Origin of the sequence: Streptomyces sp. R28, assembly GCF_041052385.1 — a bacterium.
In the GTDB taxonomy this organism is placed as follows: domain Bacteria; phylum Actinomycetota; class Actinomycetes; order Streptomycetales; family Streptomycetaceae; genus Streptomyces.
In genome coordinates, this window is record NZ_CP163439.1 from 9,488,552 (window position 1) to 9,502,323 (window position 13,772).

At 72.9% G+C, this 13,772-nt stretch carries 14 protein-coding genes; 3 read left to right on the forward strand and 11 right to left on the reverse strand.

Annotation, left to right across the window (positions count from 1 at the left end; all coding sequences use genetic code 11):
- Window positions 1–25: 25 nt before the first annotated feature.
- Window positions 26–358 carry a hypothetical protein gene (locus tag AB5J49_RS41625; protein WP_369174058.1) on the reverse strand — a complete coding sequence of 111 codons (333 nt, stop codon included), beginning with the start codon at window positions 356–358 and terminating at the stop codon, window positions 26–28.
- 124 nt (window positions 359–482) lie between these two features.
- On the opposite strand from AB5J49_RS41625, the gene AB5J49_RS41630 reads away from it, so the two are divergent.
- A complete protein-coding gene (locus AB5J49_RS41630) occupies window positions 483–1,481 on the forward strand; it encodes an RNA polymerase subunit sigma-70 (protein ID WP_369174059.1) in 999 nt (332 codons plus the stop codon).
- A 622-nt stretch (window positions 1,482–2,103) separates the two neighbouring features.
- Here the strand turns inward: AB5J49_RS41630 and AB5J49_RS41635 are convergent.
- The 10 genes from AB5J49_RS41635 to AB5J49_RS41680 all read right to left on the reverse strand — a co-directional run bounded on the left by AB5J49_RS41635 (window position 2,104) and on the right by AB5J49_RS41680 (window position 11,326).
- Window positions 2,104–2,403, reverse strand: a complete 300-nt coding sequence (locus AB5J49_RS41635) for an FAD-dependent oxidoreductase (protein WP_369174060.1) — start codon at window positions 2,401–2,403, stop codon at window positions 2,104–2,106.
- Between the two features lie 20 nt (window positions 2,404–2,423).
- Complete coding sequence (locus AB5J49_RS41640; protein ID WP_369175439.1) at window positions 2,424–2,951, reverse strand: NUDIX hydrolase family protein; 528 nt, start codon at window positions 2,949–2,951, stop codon at window positions 2,424–2,426.
- Between the two features lie 42 nt (window positions 2,952–2,993).
- The gene (locus AB5J49_RS41645; RefSeq protein ID WP_369174061.1) at window positions 2,994–4,190 is read right to left on the reverse strand and encodes an amidohydrolase family protein; all 1,197 of its coding nucleotides are present in this window, start codon (window positions 4,188–4,190) and stop codon (window positions 2,994–2,996) included.
- A gap of 1 nt (window position 4,191) precedes the next feature.
- Window positions 4,192–5,595 (reverse strand): glutamine synthetase, encoded by a 1,404-nt coding sequence (locus AB5J49_RS41650; protein ID WP_369174062.1) that lies wholly within the window; start codon window positions 5,593–5,595, stop codon window positions 4,192–4,194.
- A gap of 58 nt (window positions 5,596–5,653) precedes the next feature.
- The gene (locus AB5J49_RS41655) at window positions 5,654–6,463 is read right to left on the reverse strand and encodes an SAM-dependent methyltransferase (protein ID WP_369174063.1); all 810 of its coding nucleotides are present in this window, start codon (window positions 6,461–6,463) and stop codon (window positions 5,654–5,656) included.
- A gap of 135 nt (window positions 6,464–6,598) precedes the next feature.
- Window positions 6,599–7,423, reverse strand: a complete 825-nt coding sequence (locus AB5J49_RS41660; RefSeq protein ID WP_369174064.1) for a hypothetical protein — start codon at window positions 7,421–7,423, stop codon at window positions 6,599–6,601.
- A gap of 129 nt (window positions 7,424–7,552) precedes the next feature.
- Window positions 7,553–8,251 carry a response regulator gene (locus AB5J49_RS41665; RefSeq protein WP_369174065.1) on the reverse strand — a complete coding sequence of 233 codons (699 nt, stop codon included), beginning with the start codon at window positions 8,249–8,251 and terminating at the stop codon, window positions 7,553–7,555.
- Between the two features lie 84 nt (window positions 8,252–8,335).
- Window positions 8,336–10,348 carry an FtsX-like permease family protein gene (locus AB5J49_RS41670; RefSeq protein ID WP_369174066.1) on the reverse strand — a complete coding sequence of 671 codons (2,013 nt, stop codon included), beginning with the start codon at window positions 10,346–10,348 and terminating at the stop codon, window positions 8,336–8,338.
- 24 nt (window positions 10,349–10,372) lie between these two features.
- On the reverse strand, window positions 10,373–11,056 hold the full coding sequence (locus tag AB5J49_RS41675; protein WP_369174067.1) for an ABC transporter ATP-binding protein: 684 nt from the start codon (window positions 11,054–11,056) through the stop codon (window positions 10,373–10,375).
- Between the two features lie 18 nt (window positions 11,057–11,074).
- The gene (locus tag AB5J49_RS41680; RefSeq protein ID WP_369174068.1) at window positions 11,075–11,326 is read right to left on the reverse strand and encodes a DUF4333 domain-containing protein; all 252 of its coding nucleotides are present in this window, start codon (window positions 11,324–11,326) and stop codon (window positions 11,075–11,077) included.
- Between the two features lie 150 nt (window positions 11,327–11,476).
- Between AB5J49_RS41680 and AB5J49_RS41685 the strand changes: the two genes are divergently transcribed.
- Together AB5J49_RS41685 and AB5J49_RS41690 are read left to right on the forward strand one after the other, a co-directional pair.
- Window positions 11,477–12,658, forward strand: a complete 1,182-nt coding sequence (locus AB5J49_RS41685) for a sensor histidine kinase (protein ID WP_369174069.1) — start codon at window positions 11,477–11,479, stop codon at window positions 12,656–12,658.
- 316 nt (window positions 12,659–12,974) lie between these two features.
- Window positions 12,975–13,733 carry a helix-turn-helix domain-containing protein gene (locus AB5J49_RS41690; protein WP_369174070.1) on the forward strand — a complete coding sequence of 253 codons (759 nt, stop codon included), beginning with the start codon at window positions 12,975–12,977 and terminating at the stop codon, window positions 13,731–13,733.
- Window positions 13,734–13,772 lie beyond the last annotated feature (39 nt).

Below are 13,772 nucleotides of genomic sequence, written 5' to 3' on the forward strand. Positions count from 1 at the left end.
GACCGGCCGTGCAGTCCGGTGCCGGCTACGCGATGCGCCATCGGCCCGGCCCGGCAGACACGCCGTCCGTGCTTCCGGGGTGAGGTCGCGGTCCACGGCCTGCAGATCTTCTTGAGGCTGCCGAAGGTTCGGGGAGGACGACATGCCGTAGCGGCGCGGTCAGGTCGATACTGCCGATGGCGAGGCTGCGTCCGTCGGGACCGAACGCGAGCGAATACACGTTGTCGGAATGTCCGATCAGGGGGACGTGGGTCTTGCCGGATGCGACGTCCCGCTGATCCCGATCGACCGCGTGCACGATCAGAGGCCGCACTACTCCGGAAAACACCGACGGCGCGGGATCCTCGTTCTCCACCACGCCGAAACCCCGAGCTACCAAGGGTGAGAAAAGCTCAGCCATGCCGACCGACCCCAGTGATGAGTTTTCGCGCCCGCACCCGTCACACCTACGACGGGACACGACGAGGCGGAAGGATGACGTGATGAGCGCGGACACGCGGCTGGAGGAGCTGGGCGTAAGCGGTCTGGGCGAGATCGACGAGCCGGCGTTCTCGGGGCTGGCGGAGCGGCACCGGCGGGAGCTGCATGTGCACTGCTACCGCATGCTCGGGTCGTTCGAGGACGCGGAGGACACCGTGCAGGAGACGTTCCTCCGTGCCTGGCGGCGGCGGGAGACCTTCGAGGGGCGGTCGACGTTCCGCGCCTGGCTGTACCGGATCGCCACCAACGCCTGCCTGGACCTGCTCGCCAAGTGCCGCCCGGAGCCTGCGACCGGCGGCGAGGTGCTGTGGCTGCAGCCCTACCCGGACCGGCTGCTCGACGAGCTGCCCGCGGGCGACGCGGACGAGCCGGAGACCGTCGCCGTCGCGCGGGAGACGATCGAGCTGGCGTACCTGGTCGCAGTCCAGCACCTCGCGCCGCGCCCGCGGGCCGTGCTGATCCTGCGGGACGTGCTCGGCTGGCCGGCGAAGGACGTCGCGGAGGTCCTCGGGGACTCCGTCAACTCCGTGAACAGCGCGCTGCAGCGGGCCCGTGCCGGTATGCGGGAGCACCTGCCCGCCGAGCGGCAGGACTGGACAGGCGGCGAACAGGACGCCGGGACGCGCGAGCTGGTGCGCCGCTATACCGACGCCAGCGTGGCCACCGACATCCCGGTGCTCGCCTCGATGCTGCGGGACGACATCCGCTGCTCGATGCCGCCCACGCCGGGCCTGTACGTCGGCCGCGACGCGGTGGTGAACGACTGGGTCGAGGGCGGCTTCGAGGGCATGAAGGGCCTGCGCGGCGTCCTCACCTCCGTGAACCGGCAGCCCGCCGTCGCCTTCTACCAATGGCAGAAGGGGGAGGGCGCGTACCTGCCGCTGACGATCGACGTCCTGCGCGTCACCGGTGGGGCGATCGCCGAGATCATCACGTTCCACGACGACCGGTTCCCACGGCTCGGGCTGCCGGAGCGCCTGCCGGCGGACGGCACGGAGTAGCCCGGTGCGGGGACGCTCGCGCCGCGCGATGGCGCGCGCGTCGCGGTGGTCGCGGCGCAGCGGTGCGACGCGTTCGCCGTCGTCACGCGCGGGCGGGTACAGCTGGAGCTGCACGACGGCGAGCCCGGGCCGGTCCTCGGACGCGACGCAGGGTTCTGGCTCCGTGCCCGCCGGGTTTCGTTCCGGTGGGTTCATCCGGTGCCCTCCCCGGGGTCGAGGGCGACCGGTAGCCGCTTGAAGCTTCCCCCCCGGGACGCGCACTGCCCGGCCGCGCCCACGGCTCACCGCGGCCCGCATCCGCCAATCGTCGCAGCAGTCCTCACCCTGGGGCGGCACCTCTGAAAGAGCTCGTGGATGGAGTGGCCGGCGGCACTTCGCGAGGCAGCACAGAACAGTGCCACAGGGCTGGCCGAGGTGGAGACGCTGATCCTGAAGGTTTGGGCGCACAACTCGGAATCGTTGTTGGAGGTCAGCTTGGGGGCCTGCGTCCTGCGCGCCGGCAGCTACCCGAGGCTTTCGGCGTCAGCGATCGCCGCCTCCTCGCTGACCGTGCTCGCTCGGCCACGTAGAGCAGCAGCGCGCGTTCGCCGTGTCGCGCACTCTCACCGCGGCCAGGCCGGCGTCACCGGAGGCGGCGACACCCGCGTGCACGGCGTACGGCAGGGGTGTGAGTATCGAGCCGCGTACGTCCAGGACGTGCGGCCTCCAGCCGCCGGTAGTCCGCCAGTACCGAACCCCGCAGATCCTCGGCACCACCGGGCCAGTCACCGCCCCAGCCCCCGATCCACGCGAAGGAGCCGCCGGTCACCCCGGGCGCCGGTGCGGTTGCCCGGTCGATCAGGGGCACCGGCGCTCCACAGCGCGCCAGGTGGTGCGCCACGGACGCGCCGTCGATCCCGGCGCCGACCACGACGACGGACATGCCCGCGGCCCCCTCGGCGGTCAGATCACGCAGCCCACATGCGCCAGCGCCTGCTTCAGCAGCACCCCGTGCCCGCCCGGCATCTCGCTCTGCACCGCCGGCGACAGGGCCTCCTGCGGGCTGAACCAGACCAGGTCGAGGGCGTCCTGGCGGGGGCGGCAGTCGCCGGTGACCGGGACGACGTAGGCGAGGGACACCGCGTGCTGGCGCGGGTCGTGGTACGGCGTGATGCCCTGGGTCGGGAAGTACTCCGCCACGGTGAACGGCTGCAGCGAGGTCGGGACGCGGGGGAGCGCCACCGGGCCGAGGTCCTTCTCCAGGTGGCGCAGGAGGGCGTCGCGGACGCGCTCGTGGTGCAGCACGCGGCCGGAGACCAGGGTCCGGCTGACCGTTCCGTCCGGTCCCATGCGCAGCAGGAGGCCGACGCTGGTGACCTCGCCGCTGTCGTCGACGCGCACGGGCACGGCCTCGACGTACAGGATCGGCATGCGGGCGCGCGCCATCTCCAGATCGTCGGGGGACAGCCAGCCGGGCGTGGTTTCGGTCATGTCAGACATTGCTTGATCATACTTTCCGGGAATTGCGAACGCTCAGTCGCGGGGCTGACAGCGTTCGGGGGCGGGACCAGGGGCGGGATCAGGGGCCGGGACGGGGTCGGGTGAGGGAAATCCGTAGAGGCGGCGGGCGTTGTCGCCGGCCGCCCACGCCGCGATCCGCAGCGCGTCCGGCAGGCTCAGTTCGTCGGCGTCCACCCGGTCCTGGAGCAGGTCGCCCAGGCCGCGGCGGAACGCCAGTGCGCCGAGCCGGTAGAACTCGGCCAGACCATACGCGTCAGAGCTGTACAGCAGCTTGCGGAACGGGGTGATCTCCGTCGCCTCCGCCAGGATCGCCCCGGACCGGGCGGGGCCGACGTGGTGCAGGGTGAGGCCCACGTCCAGGTACACCTGCTCGAAGACCGCTGCCAGGTAGGCGGCCTGGCGCAGGTACGGCCAGCAGTGCAGGAGCAGGACGGGGATCGTGCCGTCGGTGAGGTGCAGCCAGTCCGTCAGGTGGGTGGGGTCCACCCGGTGCAGGCGGATGTCGTTGTCGCCGAATCCGGTGTGCAGCTGGAGGGGGAGTCCCAGGTCGACCGCCGTCCACAGCAGGTGCCGTACCAGGACCGGGTCGGCCAGCCTGCCGCCGTTCGCCGGCCGGTGCCGGGCCGCCTCGGTGACCTCCGCCTCCGAGGGGCGTGCCGGGTCCAGGTCGAAGCCGGTACGGTAGGCGCCCACCGACTTCACGGCCACCACGCCCGGACGTCGCACGGCTTCCTCGGCGGCCGTGCGGAAGGCGGTGGCGTAGGCGTCCGGCTCGACTCCCTCGGCCATCACTGCTTCGGCGACCGTTTCCAGTCGTACGACCTCGTACGCGGTCGCGTCGGCGGTCTCCGCCAGTTCCGCCGGTGTGGTGATGCGGTGCGGGGTGTACCCCGTGTCGACGCAGAACGTCCCGGTTCCGGCGGCGGCCAGGAACCGGCGGTTCACCTCGTGTGCGCCGAGCTCCGCGCGCCGGGTCAGGTAGACATCGGCGGGGGCGTGGCGCGGCAGATCGAGCAGGGGTGCGCAGTGGCGGCGTACGGCCACGCCGGCCGGGGTGTCGAAGGGCGAGATGCCGGGCCAGGGCTCGCCCTCGGTGAGCAGGGACTCGAAGCCGTCCCTGTCCAGGTCGGCGGTGACGACCCCGTGGCAGTGATGGTCCACCAGCGGCAGCGCGGCGAGGGCCTCGTGGACCGGCGCTGTGGCACTCATGTCAGTACTTCCAGCGGTACGTCGCCGCCACCTGGTCGTCGTCCAGCCCGGCGACGGCGGCGATCTCGCCCTGCCGTACGGCGATCACGGCGTCGGCGAGGACCGGGCCCAGCGCGGCACGCAGCGGCTCGTCCGTGCGGAACTCCTCGACGGCCTCGCCCAGCGAGGTCGCCAGTCTGCGGACCCCCAGAGCCGTCGCCTCGTCCGCGCCCAGATGTGCCGGATCCCCGGTGATCTCCTGGGGCAACCGCGCGCCCGACGTCAGCCCGTCCAGTCCGGCGGTGATCAGGCAGCCGAGGGCGAGATACGGGTTGGCGGCCAGGTCCACCGGCTTGATCTCCAGGTTGGCCACTCGGGCGCGATGGCCCGACGTGCCGGTGACCACACGCAGACAGGCCTCCCGTGTCTCGCGGCCCCAGGCCGTGAACACCCCTGCCCACCGGGAGGGTTGCAGGCGCAGATAGCTGGCCGGGCTCGGCGCGGTCACCGCGGTGAGGGCGGGGAGGTGAGTGAGGATGCCGGCCGCGACGGACTCGGCTTCGGGGCGCATGCCGTGGCGGCGGTCACCGCCCGCGTGCAGGTTCACGCCGTCGCGCCAGGCGGAGAGGTGGACATGGCCGCCGTTGCCGACGCCCTGCCCGAGGACCGCCGGGGCGAAGGACACCGCGAGCCCGTGGCGCTGGGCCACCGCACGGATCGTCTGCCGTACCAGCACGCTGCGGTCGGCCGCCGCCACCGGGTCGAGCGCGGCCACCGAGAGTTCGAACTGCCCGGCCGCGTACTCGGGATGGAGCTGTTCGACCTCCACGCCCTGCCGCGCGAGCGCCGCCAGCAGATCGGCCGCGCAGTCGCTCCACTCGACCTGGCGGGTGGCGCCGTACGCCGGGCCGGTCACCGCCGGCACGAACTCGCCGTCAGGGCCTGGCGGTCGGCCGACAGCCCACTCGATCTCGATGCTCGCCTTGAAGGTGACGCCGTGGCGGTCGGAAGCCTCCTGGACCGTCCGCCGCAGGAAGGTACGGCTGCATCCGGGATGCCGCTCGCCCTCCTGGGTGATCCGGTCGACCGGCGCCCACGCCCAGCCGGGCTGGCCGGACAGCTCCGCCAGTTGGTCCAGGTCCGGGTAGAGGCGCAGGTCGCCGTCCGGGGAGCCGAGGACGTCGGTCGTGACGATGGAGTCGTCCGCCAGGAAGGTGTCGAAGACCGGCGACATCCCGACGCCCCAGGCCGCCGCCGAGGCCAGCTTCGCCGTCGGGATCGTCTTCACCCGGCCGATGCCCGCCGTGTCGACGTAGGCCAGGACGATCCCGTGCACGCCCCGCCCGGACAGCTCGCCGCTGAGTGCCCCGGCCCGTTCGACGTCACCGGGACGCCCTCCCGGAACGGGGTCGGCAAGGGTGGTCATACGCTCTCCTAGGCGAGCTCGGCCGGTCCGCGCCGGTCCGGGCGGTCCCTGCTGGGCGTCAGGGCTTCACGGCCACCGCGCCGTACTGCGGCACCGGGGCGGGCGAGCCCGAGGCGCGCCACTGCGAGCAGGACACCATGCCCGGCTCCAGCAGCTCCAAGCCGTCGAAGAAGGCGGCGATGTCCGTGCCGCTGCGGGCAGTGATCGGCGGCGTGGCGTTCTCGTTCCAGAACTTCATCGCCGGGATCTGGCCCTCGCCGCCGAGCTCGGAGTCGAACGTCGGGTGGGTCAGGACCAGGAGGCTGCCGGAGGGGACCGCGGCCAGGACGCGCCGTACGATCTCGCGGGCCTTGTCGTAGTCCAGGACGAAGTTGAGGATGCCCAGCATCATCACGGCGACGGGCTCGGTGAAGTCCAGGGTCTGCCCGGCGCGTTCGATGATGGCGTCCGGGTCGTGCACATCGGCGTCGATGTAGGCGGTGACGCCCTCACGGGTGCCGGTCAGCAGGGTGCGGGCGTGCACGAGGACGATCGGGTCGTTGTCGACGTACACGATCCGGGAGTCGGGCGCGACCAGCTGGGCGATCTCGTGGGTGTTCTCCGCCGTCGGCAGCCCGGTGCCGACGTCCAGGAACTGCCGTACGCCCCGCTCCTCGGCCACGAAGCGCACCGCCCGGCCGAGGAACTCGCGGTCCGCGCGGGCGATGTCCCGGATGATCGGGAACATCCCGGCGACCTGCTCGCCGACCTGCTGGTCGACCTCGTAGTTGTCCTTGCCGCCGATCCAGTAGTTCCACACGCGCGCGTTGTGCGCCACACCGGTGTTCAGCCTCGCCGACCCGCCCGACGGGGTGTGGCCTTCACTCACGACTCGTCCTCTCCTCGCACGAACGACCGAAACCGGCCATCGCCGCCATTGTGCCGTTCCGTTGATCACGCTGTCCCGGGAATCGGCAGAGCCGCTACGGCCGTTGGCGTGCGGCGAAGAGAACCGCGGCAGGCATCACTCGATCTCGCTCGGGCTCGCCGCGGGCGTCTTGCCGGCCTGGACGTCCTTGAGGCGCTGGGTGCCGGTCTTCAGGGCCTCCTTGACGGAGTCCTCCTCGGCGCCGTCGAGGCCGCCCGCCGTGACGGTGATCGCGTCGGCACCGACGCGTACGGCGGCGACCTCCAGGGTGAGCGTGGCGGGCGCGTCGTCGGCCGTGCCCTTCACCGTCACGAGCAGGCCCTCGCGGGCGTCGCCCACGTCGGGCAGCGAGGTCTCGATGACCTGGACGGTGCGCTCCTCGCCGTTGTCGGTCGCGGTGAACTGGTCGCACTTCTGAGGCAGGGTCGCCATCCAGTCCAGGGAGTCCTGCGGGTCGGTCCGGTCATAGGCGGCGACCTGGTACAGCAGTCGGGAGTCGCCCTGCTCGAAGCCGCGCAGCGCGGACGCCCCCGACGGCCTGCCCAGCAGGTCGTCGTCGAAGAGGGAGTCGAGCAGCCGCTGACAGTCGGCGGCGTCGGCCTTGGCGGTGAGGAAGTCCGAGACGTCGACCGTGCCGATGAGCAGGCTGTCGTGCCAGCTCTCGGCCTCGGTGTCCTTGACCTGTGTCCAGTCGTCCTCGATGTCCGCCTCGGTGATCAGCGCCGCCTGTGCGCCGGCCTCGGTCAGGGCGGGGCTGGGAGAGGAGCTCGGCTGCTTCCGGGCGAGCGGTGACGCGGAGACGTCCGAGGCCCGCGAACCGTCTCCGGCGCCGTCGTCCGAGCAGGCCGCGGTGGTCAGCAGCGAGCCTGCCGCCAGGGCCGAGGCGACGACGCGGACGGAGCGGGAAGGACGACGGCTCATTGCGGGTCTCCTGAGGACGCGGGATACGTGAGAGGACACGGGACACGTGTTCTCAGCGCACCATCGGCCCTTGCGGCCCACCAGCGGCACCGGCCCGTTCGGGTGAGCGCGGCCGGGAGGCCGGACAGGTCACGTTCCGGGCTGTCCGTACCCGTGCTGCCAGGCCCAGGCGGCGATCTCGACGCGGTTCCGGGCGGACAGTTTGAGCTGGACGCTGGACAGGTGCGTCTTGACCGTGGACAGGGAGACGTACAGCTCCGCGGCGATCTCGGCGTTCGTACGGCCGAGGGCGACCAGCCGGACGACGTCGAGCTCGCGGTCGGTGAGGGGCTCCGTGGGCGGGGCGGGCTTCGCCGGGGCGGCGGAGACGGTCTGCGGGGCGGTGAGGTGCTTGAGCAGGCGGACCGTGACCGACGGCGAGACCAGCGAGTCGCCGGCCGCGGCGGCGCGGACCGCCTCCGCGAGGAGGGTCGGCCCCGAGTCCTTCAGCAGGAAGCCGCACGCGCCGCCGCGCAGCGCCCCGTACACGTACTCGTCGAGGTCGAAAGTCGTCACCACGACCACCCGCATCGGGTCCGCCACCTCGGGACCCGCCAGCAGCCGGGTCGCCTCCAGACCGTCCAGCTTCGGCATCCGGATGTCCAGCAGACACACGTCCGGCCGCTCCCGCCGGGCCAGCGCCACCGCCTCCTCGCCGTCGGCGGCCTCGGCGACCACGGTGATGTCGGGCTGGGCGTTGAGGAAGAAGCGGAAGCCGGTGCGGATCATCTCCTGGTCGTCGGCGATGAGGACGCGGATGGGCGCGCCGGGCGGGGTCGGGGCGGTCATGGCTCGATCATGCCCTACGGGTTCATGGCGGGGCCCGCCCCCAGCTGCGAGCTGCGGGCAGGCCCCTCGGCGGTCGGTCGGCTCTCAGTCGGCGGTCTGCGCGGGGTCGGCGGTCACCTTCCGCAGCAGCGGCCGGCTGCCGGAGATCGCGGCGAACACGGCGAGCGCGCCGACGACGACACAGACGACGAGTTCGATCGCCCCGGAGGGGTTGATCGTGGCGCCGGCCGCCTTGTTGAGCTGGTAGGAGCCGTAGGCCCCCATGGCGGTGGTGCCGCCGGCCAGGACGACCAGGGGGATGACGGTCTCCCGGACCCGCGCCCGGTCCAGCACCTTCAACGGGGTTCCCGCCAGCCGCAGCAGGCCGTAGACGCGGCGCCGGTCGAGGACGTTCGCGGCGGCGGTCAGGCCGGCGGAGGTGGCGGCGACGAGGAAGCTCAGCGCCAGGGTGCCGATGGTGACGGCGTCCAGACGGTCGAACGTGGCCTTGTCCGAGCCGCCGGCGTAGTCCTGGCCGTAGGGGAACCGGCCCGCGCCGAGCGGGGTGAGGGCGGTGACGGCCGTGTCCAGCTGCTCCTGGCCGCCCTCGACATGGGCGATGACGCCGGTGCCGCCGCCGAGGAGGTTGTCGTAGGCGTCGGCGCGGCCGGTGGTGACGGTCGCGGTCACGCCCGCCCGGTGCAGCAGGGTGCGCGCCTCGGCGGCGGTCTGCCGGGCTTCGGAGGCGTGGGCCGTGGTCACGGCGACCTGGCCCTGATACGGGGAGGTGTCGGCGCCGAGGAGGCTGACGGCGAAGAACCCGGCGGCGAATCCGGCCAGCACCAGTCCGCTGACGGTGCGCCAGGCGCCGCGCGGGTCGTCGCTGAGCCGACGGCCGGCCAGCAGGGTCGCCGGGCGCCTGGCGAAGCGGCTCACCAGGCGGCCGAGCCGGTCCACCACCCAGGGGCCGAACAGCCAGAACGCGCCGTAGAACAGCAGGAGCAGGGCGACGGCCTGCTTCGCCCGCAGGCCCCCGCCGCTGAACACGAAGATGACGGCCAGCGCCGCCGCGAAGAAGGCGAGGCGGATCACGCGGGTGCGCCGGGGGTCGGCCTGCTGGGCCACGCCGAGGGGCGAGGTGGCGACCTGGCGCAGCATCGAGACCGCGCTGACGGTGATGAGGGCGGTGACCGCGGCCACGACCGTCGCGAGACAGGGCAGTCCGACCCACAACGTGTCGACGTACCAGGTGCCCACACCGAACGGCACCTGAGCGAGCGCGGGCAGCAACACCACGTACGCGAGCGCCCCGGTCAGCGCCCCGGCCGCGCCGAGTGCCACCGCTTCCAGGGCGGTCATGGCGATGATCTGGCGCGGGGTCGCGCCGGCCAGCCGCAGGGCGGCGAGCCGCTGCTCGCGCCGGGCCGCGCCGAGGCGTCCGGCAGCCGCCGACAGCACGACGACGGGCATCGCGAGCAGGACCACACCCATGACGGCGATTCCCTGGTCGCCGGAGGTGAACACGCTCGCCGTGTCGCCACCGAACCCGGAGATCTCCGCTCGCTCCAGCTGCGCGGTGTCGAACCAGGAGGAGGTGTCCCCGGCGGCCTTCGAGACGGCCGGGTCGGTCGGCGCCCGTCCGATGACGGCGACGAAATCGTCGGGGGAGGCGAGACCGGCGGTGCCGATCGTGCCGTAGGACTTCACCTTCGGGAAGCGGTCGGCGAGTTGGTTCGCGGGCAGCTTGTGCAGCAACTCCGCCAGGGCGGGGGACACGTACACCTCGCCCCGCTTCGGGAAGGAGCTCAGGCCGGGCGGCGCGGGCGTGTGCCCTCGGCCGGAGAGCTGGGCCAGGGAGACGACCGCGACAGGCTCGTGGCGGACGTACGTCGTGGCGAGTGCCTGGACCGCGGTGGCCTGCTCGGCCGGTACGGCGTCCGGGGTGCGCCAGGTGGTGTGGTCGGCGCGGGTGCCGGCGCCGAGGGTGGCGGCGATGATCACCAGCATCACGAACGCGCCGACGGCCGCGGCCCCGGCTGCCAGGAGGTGGCTCTGCAGGCCGCGGCGGCCGGAGGATCTGGTCAGGTGCCAGGTCAGGGGCAGGACGGGGGAACGCATGGCGGGCTCCGGGGAAAGGCGGGGTCAGGCGACCGTGAACTGGCTGTGGGTGCTGATCCGGCCGTCCCGGACCTGGAGGACGCGGTCGCAGTGGGCGGCGACGTCGGCGTCATGAGTGACCATCACCAGGGCGGCGCCGGTGTCCCGGGCCGCGAAGGTCAGGAGCTGGATCACTTCGGAGCTGGTGCGCTGGTCCAGCGCGCCGGTGGGCTCGTCGGCGAAGACGACGTCCGGCTCGACGGCCAGCGCGCGGGCGACGGCGACGCGCTGCGCCTGTCCGCCGGAGAGCTGCCCGGGGCGGCGCTGCTCTAGCCCGTCCAGGCCCAGCGGCGCGAACCAGCGGCGGGCCCGGGCCACGGCCTGCCGGCGCGGCATGCCCTCCAGCATCAGCGGCAGGGCGACGTTCTCCTCGGCGGGCAGCTCCGGCAGCAACTGGCCGAACTGGAAGACGAACCCGAACCGCTTGCGGCGCAGCGCGCTCAGCCGGTTCTCGCCCAGGTTGTCCAGGCGTTCGCCGTGCAACAGCACCTGGCCGCCGTCGGGCCGGATGATCCCGGCGAGGGTGTGCAGCAGCGTGGACTTGCCGGACCCGGACGGGCCCATGATCGCCAGCGAGTCGCGCTCACGGACCTGCACGTCGACGCCGGCCAGGGCGGTGGTGGAGCCGTACTGCTTCACTAGGCCGTAACCGGCCAGAACGGTGCTCATGGTGTGTCGTGGCCCTTCTCAGCGCTCGAACTTCCAGGTGACGCTCTTGGCGTCGGCCTGGGTCACACGGACGGGGATGTCGACGGTCGCGCCGTCGCTGTTCTCGCCGGTGCAGGTGATGGTGGCTCCCGCCACGGCCTTGAGGCCGGTCGGGCAGGTGACGCCGGAGACCTTGTCGCCGACCCAGGGCAGCGGGTGGATCCTGCCCTCGGTGCGGCCCGCGACCGCAGCGGTCACGCCGCCGACGACGAGGAACTTGCTGCGTTCCATCGCGTACTCCTGATGTCCGTGGTGAGGATGCGGCTCCACCCTCGCGCCCGCGCCCGGGCGCGCGCCTCGGCCATAAGGCCGGCGTCAGCGACCGGTCCCTCGGCCGATCGGCCGATCCCGCCGAGCACGGCCTCGCCTACCGTGATCGGCATGAAGTCCGTCTCCCCCCGCGGCTGCGCCTGGGGCTTCGCCGTCGGCGTCCTGCTGGCCGCCTGTGTCGTCGACGTCCTGTACGCGGGTGCCGACGGGACGAGCGTCCTGCCGACGGCGAGCCCGGTCTGGCCGATCCTGGCCGTGCTGCTCGTGGGCCTGGCCGCCGTGCTGTGGCCGGACGAGCGGCGGCCCGAACGGATCACGCCGCAGGTGCGCACCGCCGTGCCCGCCCTGATCTCGGCCCTGTACTCGGTGGCCTCCCTGGTGACCCTCAAGGCGAACATCTTCGGACCCGGCGAGGTCCTGATCCTGCTCTGCCTGCTGTTCGTCGCGGTACGGCACTGCCCGCCGCGCTGGGCCTGGGGGTGCGGAGCCCTCGACGTGGGCGCGCTGTTGCTGTTGCCGGTTCGGTATCTCGGGCCGTGGGACGCCGACGTGCTGGGCTTCGTGGCGGCCGGTCTGGTCCTGGTCGGCATCTTCGCCGGGCTCGCCGCGTACCTGCGCACGCTGGACTACCGCCGGACGGTCGCCGTCACCGATACCCGGCGCTCCGAACGCGTCGCCATCGCCGCCGACCTGCACGACTTCGTCGCCCACCATGTCACCGGGATCCTCGTGCAGACGCAGATGGCCCGCATGATGGCGCAGACCCAGCCGCAGGAGCTCGACCCGGTGCTGGCCGGCATCGAACGCGCCGCGACCGAGGCCCTCGCCTCGATGCGCCGTACGGTCGGCGTGCTGCGTGACACCGGGGAGGAGGCGGCCGACCGCCGCCCGGTCGGCGACCTGGCGGCCATCGCCGACCTGACCGACGGGTTCGCGAGCCCGATCCAGCAGGTCACCCTGCGCTGCGACCCCGCCGTGTCCGACGACCTGCCCCACGAGGTGCAGGCCGCGGCCTTCCGGGTCGTGCAGGAGGCGCTGACCAACATCCGGCGCCACGCGGCCGACGCGGCCGACATCGAGGTCCGCCTGCGGGACGACGCCGGACGCCTGGAGGTGTCGGTCGCGGACGACGGACGGGGCGGCACCCAACTCCCGGCGGCCGCGCACGGCGGCGGCTTCGGCCTCGTCGGCCTGAAGGAACGGGTGACCGCGCTGGGCGGCGAACTGCACGCCGGGCCGCGGGACGGCGTGGGGTGGGAGGTGCGGGCGGTGTTTCCGGCGGGGAAGTCCTGACGGGCTACGGCGAAGACGGCCACAGGCCCGAAGGGTGACGGCGGCGGCGCGCAGCCGGGTGCCCGGCAGGTCTTCGGCCGTCGTCAGACAGGGGCCGCTGTCAGGGGAAGGGGCGGGGCTCGCGTGCCGCCACCTGCTTCGGGGCGCGGGGCGGTCGCCGCTGATGCGGGGTGAGTTCGGCGAGTTCGGACGTCTGCGGTAGGCGCGCGCACGTCGACCACGACGGAACGAGTGCGGGTCGGCCCGGCCTGGCGTCCGGGGCCGCTCCGGTTGTTCAATGGTGCTGCACAGTCCCAGTTCGGGAGAGGAGCGCTCCGTGTCACCTGCCGCCGTGCCGTCGCTCGGTGCACGGATCCGGCATGCGCGCCTCGCGCGAGGGCTCAGCCTGCGCGGGCTCGCCCGCGAGGTCGGCGTCTCGGCGAGCCTGGTCTCGCAGATCGAGAACGGCAAGAGCCAGCCCTCGGTCAGCACGCTGTACGCCATCACGACCGCCCTCGGCATCTCCGTCGAGTCCCTCTTCGACGCGGGCGAGGCCACTACCGTGCGCCCGGTGGCAGCTGCGCCAGGCACCGCGGCCGGTGCGGCGCCAGGCGCGGTGGCCGGGGCCGCACCCGGACCAGCGCCCCGCACGGCGCCCCGTACGGCGCCCGGAGCAGCACCCGGAGCAGCACTCAGCGCCGCCCCCGGCACCGTCCTGCACGCCCTGGCCGCCTTCGCCGCCGACCCCGGCCGCCGCATCGGCCCCCTGGTCACCCCGGACGAGCGGGAGGTGCTGGAGCTGGACTCGGGTGTCGTGTGGGAGCGTCTCGGCCATGTTCCCGGCACCGATGTCGACTTCCTGCAGGTGACGTACCGGCCCGGCGGCGCCTCCTCCAGCTCCGGCGGCCTCATGCGCCACGCGGGCACCGAGTACGGCTGTCTGACCTCGGGCGAACTGATCCTCACCCTCGGTTTCGACGAGTACACGCTGCGCCCCGGCGACGCAGTCTGCTTCGAGTCGACGATCCCGCACCGCTACCGCAATGATGGTGACGTACCGGCCGTGGGCGTCTGGTTCGTGTTCAGTGACACTTGACACTCGCGGCGCGCGGTCGTTCACTCCGAAGTGGGGGTG